At 48.5% G+C, this 6,426-nt stretch carries 2 protein-coding genes, 1 rRNA gene and 2 pseudogenes; 1 reads left to right on the top strand and 4 read right to left on the bottom strand.

The window, feature by feature from the left end:
• Nucleotides 1-465: 465 nt before the first annotated feature.
• The 3 genes and pseudogenes from clpB to rluD form a co-directional block, all read right to left on the bottom strand.
• Nucleotides 466-3,042 (bottom strand): ATP-dependent chaperone ClpB, encoded by a 2,577-nt coding sequence (gene clpB / locus DZ54_RS0113655; RefSeq protein ID WP_025674654.1) that lies wholly within the window; start codon nucleotides 3,040-3,042, stop codon nucleotides 466-468.
• Nucleotides 3,043-3,119: 77 nt separating this feature from the next.
• Nucleotides 3,120-3,840: pseudogene (pgeF, locus tag DZ54_RS21840) on the bottom strand (peptidoglycan editing factor PgeF).
• A pseudogene (gene rluD, locus DZ54_RS21835) lies at nucleotides 3,840-4,813 on the bottom strand (23S rRNA pseudouridine(1911/1915/1917) synthase RluD). The pseudogenes pgeF and rluD overlap by 1 nt, the downstream one beginning before the upstream one ends.
• 198 nt (nucleotides 4,814-5,011) lie before the next feature.
• On the opposite strand from rluD, the gene bamD reads away from it, so the two are divergent.
• Nucleotides 5,012-5,737 carry an outer membrane protein assembly factor BamD gene (bamD, locus tag DZ54_RS0113640; protein WP_025674652.1) on the top strand — a complete coding sequence of 242 codons (726 nt, stop codon included), beginning with the start codon at nucleotides 5,012-5,014 and terminating at the stop codon, nucleotides 5,735-5,737.
• Between the two features lie 521 nt (nucleotides 5,738-6,258).
• Here the strand turns inward: bamD and rrf are convergent.
• Nucleotides 6,259-6,377, bottom strand: a 5S ribosomal RNA gene (gene rrf, locus DZ54_RS0113635).
• Nucleotides 6,378-6,426: the final 49 nt, after the last annotated feature.

The raw sequence follows: 6,426 nt of genomic DNA, 5'->3' as shown, positions 1-6,426 counted from the left end.
TTTGTTTGCTTTCCTCGAAAGGAAAGACAAACGGCTCGATAACTACTGTTTTGTTTATCTCTTACGAGACAAACGAATTGACTGTGCCGAACAACTATAAAAGTTGTATCGTATTGGTCACTCAGTGTATCGAATAAATCTTTTTGTCTATTCTCAACGAGTGCCCACACAGATTGCATAGGTCAAATTGTTAAAGAGCGCCGCTCATCGTTGAGCGGGAGTGGCATAATACGCCACTTTGGCATGGAGTCAAGCATTTTGTTTTGCTTGTCTGTATTGCCGTTGTTAGCGCGGTTTGCCGTGCAAACGAGAGCGCATTATAGAGAGGTAATTTTTGGCGCAAGGGGTTTTTGCTAAAAATATTTCAGGCGCGCAAAAAGCCAACAATTTGCATTATTCCTAAGCGTTTTAGACTTAAACCAAGAAAAAAGCCACCAAAAATGGTGGCTTTTGCCTAATAGGGGGTTAGCCTTGTTTTGCAATGACTTGATCATTTTCAACATCAAGCCAAACAGGCTGGCCTGGTACAAGCGCCCCACTCAACATCTGTTGCGCCAGTGGGTTTTCGATTGTCTGTTGGATAGCCCGTTTAAGTGGACGAGCCCCATAGACTGGGTCAAACCCACTTTGAGCAACCTTGGCAAGCGCGGCCTCGGAGATTTCTAGTTTGAAATCTTTTTCCGCCATTCGTCGTGCAAGCTCTTGCATCTGCAAGCCGGCGATTTCTTTTATATGCTCTTCTACCAGAGGGTGGAACACAACAGCTTCATCAATACGGTTAATAAATTCCGGCCGGAAATGATTGGCCGCCACCTCCATCACTGTTTGTTTTATTCCTGCATAATCCAGTTCACCAAAATGTGCTTGGATTTGCTCGGATCCCAAATTAGAGGTCATGATGACCACGGCATTACGGAAATCAACCGTTCGCCCCTGACCATCGGTTAAGCGCCCATCATCGAGCACCTGCAGTAAGATGTTGAATACATCAGGGTGCGCTTTTTCTATCTCATCAAGCAGGATCACCGAGTATGGTCGGCGACGAACGGCTTCGGTGAGGTACCCCCCTTCTTCGTAACCAACATAGCCCGGAGGCGCGCCAACAAGACGTGCAACTGAATGTTTTTCCATAAATTCGGACATATCAATCCGGACCATGGCGTCACGACTGTCAAACATAAACTCAGCCAAAGACTTACACAGTTCTGTTTTGCCGACCCCGGTAGGCCCTAAGAAGAGAAAAGAGCCAATCGGCCGGTTAGGATCAGCAAGCCCAGCTCGGCTACGCCGAATGGCATTCGCGACAGCGCCGACGGCTTCGTCTTGACCTATCACGCGCTCGTGCAAGGCTGATTCCATTTTAAGTAGCTTTTCTTTCTCGCTTTCTAGCATGCGAGAGACAGGGATCCCTGTCTGCCGCGCAATAACATCTGCTATTTCAGCCTCAGTGACGCGGTTTTTCAGTAAGGTCATTTCCTGCATTTCTGCTTGGCTGGCGAGATCTAGCTGCTTTTCTAAGTCAGGTATTTTGCCGTATTGTAGCTCGGACATTCGGCTTAAATCCCCTGCACGACGGGCAATTTCCATGTCAGTTCGCGCTTGCTCGAGAGCCGCTTTAATATGTTGAGCTCCAGACACTGCCGCTTTTTCTGTATTCCAGACCTCTTCGAGCTCGGCATAGTCTCGCTCTTTTGCCTCCAGCTCGTCGCGCAACGTTTCTAAACGCTTTTGACTCGCGCTGTCTTCTTCTTTTTCTAATGCTTGTTGTTCAATTTTAAGTTGAACAATACGCCGTTCTAGGCGATCTAACGAATCAGGTTTCGAGTCAATTTGCATCCGAATACTGGATGCCGCTTCGTCAATCAGATCAATGGCTTTATCGGGTAACTGGCGATCGGCAATGTAACGATGCGACAAACTGGCTGCGGCGACGATAGCCGGATCGGTAATTTCTACCGCATGGTGCAGTTCGTAACGCTCTTTCAGTCCACGTAAAATAGCGACTGTATCTTCTACATTCGGTTCATTCACCAACACTTTTTGAAAACGACGTTCTAGTGCCGCATCTTTCTCTACGTATTGGCGGTATTCATCAAGTGTGGTGGCACCCACACAGTGAAGCTCACCACGTGCCAACGCAGGTTTGAGCATATTCCCGGCATCCATGGCGCCTTCGGCTTTTCCGGCCCCTACCATAGTATGAAGCTCATCAATGAAGAGAATGACATTGCCTTCCTCTTTGGCCAGTTCATTCAATACCGCTTTTAGTCGCTCTTCGAATTCCCCACGATATTTGGCCCCGGCGACTAGCGAGCCCATATCGAGAGAAAGCACGCGTTTACGGCGCAGACCTTCGGGTACCTCACCATTGACAATACGCTGAGCTAACCCCTCGACGATAGCGGTCTTGCCGACACCAGGTTCACCGATCAGAACAGGGTTGTTTTTGGTACGACGCTGTAGCACTTGGATTGTACGGCGAATTTCGTCGTCGCGGCCAATAACAGGATCCAGTTTGCCTTGCTCCGCACGCTCAGTGAGATCGAGCGTAAATTTTTCCAGTGCCTGCCGATTTTCTTCGGCATTAGGATTGTCGACTTGCTGACCGCCACGCACTTTTTCTATGGCCTCTTCAACTTTTTGCGACGTTAAGCCGTGGCTACGTAACAGCTCACCAAGCGGCCCTTTATCTTCTACTGCTGCTAATACAAAAAGTTCGGACGAAATATATTTGTCTTTGCGCTTTTGTGAGATTTTATCGCAGAGGTTAAACAAATTACCCAGATGATTGGAAAGCTGAACCTCACCTCCCGTGCCTGTGACTTGTGGGACGCGATCCAATAACTCAGAAAGGCTAGAGCGCAGTTGGCTCACATCCACGTTCAGCATGGTTAATAGCGGGCGAATCGCACTGCTGTCTTGATTCAAGAGTGCGGTCATCAAGTGAACGGGCTCAATATATTGATGATCTCGCCCTAACGCGAGTGATTGCGCATCAGAAATGGCAATTTGAAACTTACTTGTAAAACGGTCAAGGCGCATAGTTCCTCCCACTTAACACCTTTAGTTGATGAATAAATGGGCACGATGCAGGTGTTTTTCAAGCACCTAAGGCGACTTTATTTTTTCCGCCAGATACAGGTTGCCATCCGTCCTGTTTGCCCATCACGACGATAGGAATAAAATTGATCGGCTTGCTGGTACGTACAAAGCGATCCTCCATAAATCTCGGTCACGCCGGCAGCCTCAGTCGTTGCGTTGCAAGCGCATAGAGATCAGCCAGATACTTCCCCGAGTTCTGAGGTGAAAAAGCAGATTTCGCCTGCGACGAATAAGAGGTAAATGCCTGATAAACCTCGTCGCCCACTTCAAAAGCCTGTGGGCCAATAGCGGGTCCTAACCAAATAAAACAGCGGTCGGGCTGATCAAAAAAAGACAAGGTTGATTCTAGAACACCTTTTAAAAGCCCTCGCCATCCTGCATGCGCAGCGGCAACTTGGTGACCATCATGGCTGCAAAAAAGTACCGGTAAGCAATCAGCTGTCATGACCGTACAGATCTGTCCGATCGTCTCGGTAAATGCGGCATCGGCTTGGGGATGAGTGCCTCGATATGGCAGCCGTACGACCTCAGTCCCATGAACTTGCTCAAGCCACGTCAGTTCACCATGAACCGTGCGAGCCAGAGCAAGACGATTTTGTTGTACTGCATCAGGATCATCGCCCACGTGCAGGCCAAGGTTCCAACCCTCAAACGCCCCCTGGCTCACTCCCCCAAACGGGTTGTCGTAAGCGCACCAATATTATCAGGGACAGGCCAGTCAGGTTGGAGGTAATCCATTAGTATTCTTCTTCTCCGTTTTCCGCTTGATCAATACGTAAATGCTCCGCCAATGCGACCATATCGTCGGGTACGGGCGCATGCCATTCCATTTTTTCACCCGTGATCGGATGGTCAAGACGTAACATTACTGCATGTAACGCTTGGCGCTTGAATTGCCGTAGTGTCTGAACCAAATCGTCTCCAGCTTGACGTGGTGGCTTAGCCTTACCGCCATAGAGAGGATCCCCTACAAGAGGGTGGTTTAAATACGCCATATGTACCGGATTTGATGGGTTCTTCCCGTTTCTAGTCGCAACCGCAAACGCGTATGCCCTCGAAAATGCTCTGCGACCCGATAATGGGTTATGGCAGGTTTACCCAGTTCCTGGACCGCCATATGAGTCCGTTTTGTTGAATGGCGGCCTATCGGTTTGTCTACCATGCCACCACCGGTCATGTTGCCAATGGCAATCGCTTCGTATTCACGCGTGATTTTACGTTTTTGCAGCGCGCGTACCAGTCGGGTCTGCGCTGGAATGGTTTTCGCAACCACCATTAGCCCCGTAGTGTCTTTATCTAGACGATGCACAATGCCGGCACGCGGTACGTCACCAATATCAGGATAGCGATGAAGCAAACCATTCAATAGGGTTCCATCCGGACAGCCTGCACCTGGATGCACCACAAGCCCAGCTGGCTTATTGATCACCAAGAGGTCATCATCTTCATAGACGACATCGAGTGGTATATCTTGTGGTAGCCAGCGATCGTCATCTTCAACCTCCGTTGCAATCTCAACCTGCTCACCGCCCATCACTTTCTGACGAGGCTTGTCTACCGCGATACCATCGAGCGAGACCTGCCCTGCTTGGATCCACGTTTTGATCCGAGAGCGAGAGTAATCGGGAAACAGCTCTGCGATCGCTTGATCGAGTCGCTGACCCATTTGGTGTTCTTGGATCTGGTGGGATAATTCTATCTGTTGTGCCATATCGAACTTTTCTGTGATTTCTATGACTAAATCCCCGCAACAGTTGCTATCGTGGCGCTCGGCATATCGCCGGCAAACGCCTTTTGCTATAGTCGCCTGTCACTGGATAAAATAGCCGGGATAATGACATTGTATCTGTTTGCCGCTGCGACCGTAATCCAGATGGCATAAAAACTTTTCAAGGAAGTGCGATAACCCATGAAACGCCTAACCCTGACTGCGCTACTCGCAGCCTCTGTACTCGTCGGTTGTTCAAGCAATAACCAAGTTGTCCAAGACGACCCGCCATCCCAGCTGTATCAGGATGCTGAAGCGCAGCTAAACAAAGGGGCATGGATAACAGCCATTGAAAAGCTTGAGGCGTTGGACTCTCGCTATCCGTTTGGCGCTTATTCCGATCAAGTGCAACTGGATCTTATCTATGCCTATTACAAAAATGACGATCTTGCCTTGGCCGAAGCAACCATCGATCGTTTTATGCGTATGCACCCGGCTCACGCTGAAAGTGACTGGGTTGCTTATATGCGAGGCCTTGTTTATATGGCTCAAGATCGCAGTTTAATCCACGATATTCTGCGTATGGAACGTGACGACCGTGACCCACAGCCAGCGCGTAAAGCGTTTGCTGATTTTCGTCGTTTACTCGAACGCTATCCCAATAGCGAGTACGCGGCTGACGCAAAGGCACGTATGACAGCCTTAAAAAACCGTTTAGCTCAATACGAGTTAGCCGCGGCCGACTACTATATTCGTCGTGAAGCTTGGGTCGCCGCCGTCAACCGTTGCCAAGCCTTACAACGAGACTTCCCTGATACTGAAGCAGCTAAAGCCTCTTTGCCTCTAATGCTCAAAGCCTATGAAAAACTCGGGCTTCAAGAACCAGCCGAGCGCACTCGGAATCTGATAGACAGTAATCCCGTTTAGCCAGTCAATACCGGTTAAAATGATACAAGCCTCTCTTCTATCGAGAGGCTTTTTTGTGTTCTGTCGGACAAAATAAACCAATATGCGATCACTGACTCCGTACACGACTCGACACTGTTAGCGTCGCAGGGTATAACGCTGAGATCTAACGATGAAAGAAACATAACCGGCTGAGATAGCAAAGGTGCGTGGTAAAGATAGAAAAGTCCCTGACCGAGAGATCAAGGCTTGGTAGTCCTGCTGATTAACGTCTTACATGTAATAGCTTTAGTTGGGTTATTTAACATCTAATTATCAAGCTGTTGAATCAAGGTACGGCATACACCACCGTAAATATGATATTTAAGATACAAAAAAAGCCTAACCGAATGGTTAGGGCTTAATATCTCTGCGTATCAAAGTCTTACGTCAATCTGCTTTGATGCTTAAATTTTCGCTAATTAAGGCCTAATGATTAAGCTCTAATTAGGTTATCTTGTTTTTCCTTCAGATTTTTTAAAATCTGAAAACAAGAAAGAAGAGCCTGGCGATGTCCTACTCTCACATGGGGAGACCCCACACTACCATCGGGCGCCTGCTTCGTTTCACTACTGAGTTCGGCATTGGAGTCAGGTGGGTCCAAAGCGCTATGGTCGCCAAGCAAATTCGGTAATCTAGAAAGCTGWTCGTTCTCGCCTACAATCAACATG

This window comes from Salinivibrio socompensis S35 (assembly GCF_000513715.1).
Taxonomy (GTDB): Bacteria; Pseudomonadota; Gammaproteobacteria; order Enterobacterales; family Vibrionaceae; genus Salinivibrio; species Salinivibrio socompensis.
The sequence above is the reverse complement of the archived record's forward strand: the minus strand, read 5'-3'. Positions and strand labels throughout refer to the sequence as shown.

Coding starts and splice junctions, on each gene's coding strand:
- bamD (WP_025674652.1), top strand. CDS start 5,012: ATGAAACGCCTAACCCTGACTGCGCTACTCGCAGCCTCTGTACTCGTC.
- clpB (WP_025674654.1), bottom strand. CDS start 3,042: ATGCGCCTTGACCGTTTTACAAGTAAGTTTCAAATTGCCATTTCTGAT.